The organism is Vibrio sp. WZ-1, from assembly GCF_052037695.1.
In the GTDB taxonomy this organism is placed as follows: domain Bacteria; phylum Pseudomonadota; class Gammaproteobacteria; order Enterobacterales; family Vibrionaceae; genus Vibrio.
In genome coordinates this window covers 1-1,291 of the sequence record NZ_JBQEQR010000009.1, presented here as the reverse complement: position 1 = coordinate 1,291, position 1,291 = coordinate 1, and the positions used below count along the sequence as shown (strand labels likewise).

Annotated in this window: 1 protein-coding gene; it reads left to right on the top strand. The window is 42.3% G+C overall.

Going from position 1 to position 1,291, the window contains the following annotated elements; genetic code table 11:
* Window positions 1–54 precede the first annotated feature (54 nt).
* Window positions 55–1,259, top strand: a protein-coding gene (locus tag ACTS60_RS00035) for an IS3 family transposase (RefSeq protein ID WP_440886708.1) whose coding sequence is annotated in 2 segments (ribosomal slippage) — window positions 55–406 and window positions 406–1,259 — 1,206 coding nt in all. Because the reading frame shifts where the segments join, the coding sequence is not laid out codon by codon here.
* Window positions 1,260–1,291 lie beyond the last annotated feature (32 nt).

Here is a 1,291-nt window from a genome sequence, read left to right as displayed (position 1 = left end):
CTGTACCGTCCTAAATAAGGTTGACACATTTCCGACATGAAATTGGAGAGTGTCATGAAATCAACAAGTAAACGAACCCAACGAGATTATTCTCTTGCTTTTAAATTGACGGTCGTTGACCAAGTAGAAAAAGGTGAAATGACCTATAAACAAGCTCAAGAGCGATATGGTATACAAGGTCGGTCTACTGTCTTAGTTTGGCTTCGCAAGCACGGTCAGCTAAATTGGTCTAAAGGAATAGAGAAACCAAACACAGTAGGTAATGGTATGCCTGATTCTCCTTCTACTCAAACTCCTGAACAACGGATAAAAGAACTCGAGCAACAACTCGAAGAAACTCAACTGAAAGCGGACTTCTTTGAGGCTGTCGTAAAAGTAATGGATAGAGATTTCGGTGTCCGAATCTCAAAGAAGCGCAAAGCCGAGTTATTAAGGAAAAAACGGTCAAAAGGCTCACAGTAACTAAAGCTTGTCACTTCATCGGGATTACTCGACAGGCATTTTACAAACGCTGCGCGCTCGAGCTTCAGCGAACTCAGAAAGAGCAATCTGTCATTGGGTTCGTCAAAGAGCAAAGGATTCGACATCCTCGATTAGGAACTCGAAAGCTTAAGTACTTACTCAGTCAGAGTAACATTTATATAGGGCGAGACAGTCTGTTTTTATTGCTAAAACAGCATCGCCTATTGGTCTTAAACCGTAGGGCTTATCATCGAACAACAAACAGCCATCACCGGTTCCACTGCCATCCAAACCGAATCAAAGAGGGCGTGGTTCCAAATAAACCGGAGCAGTTGTGGGTCGCTGATATTACTTACTTGGCAACACGAGCGGGAAATACTTATCTCAGCTTAATCACTGACGCTTACTCGAGGAAGATAGTTGGGTATCATCTCGATGATAATATGAAGACGCAAGCCGTTAAGAGTGCGTTCCTGAAAGCTTTGAAAAAGCGGCGATATGATGGAGAGCTTATCCATCACTCTGATCGAGGTATTCAATACTGCTCTGAAGAATATCAGTCATTACACAGAAAATATCATGTGACATGCTCTATGACTGATGGATACGACTGCTATCAAAACGCTCTAGCGGAAAGAGTAAATGGTATCTTAAAGATGGAGTACTTGCTGACTAAGCCGAATGACTTGAATGAAGCTAAGAAAATGGTCGCTGAGTCTGTGAAACTCTATAATGAACAGAGACCACATACAGCTCTAAAATACAAAACGCCCGATGAAGTTCATCGAGCGTTTTAACTAAAAGTGTCAACCCATATCAGGACGGGTCA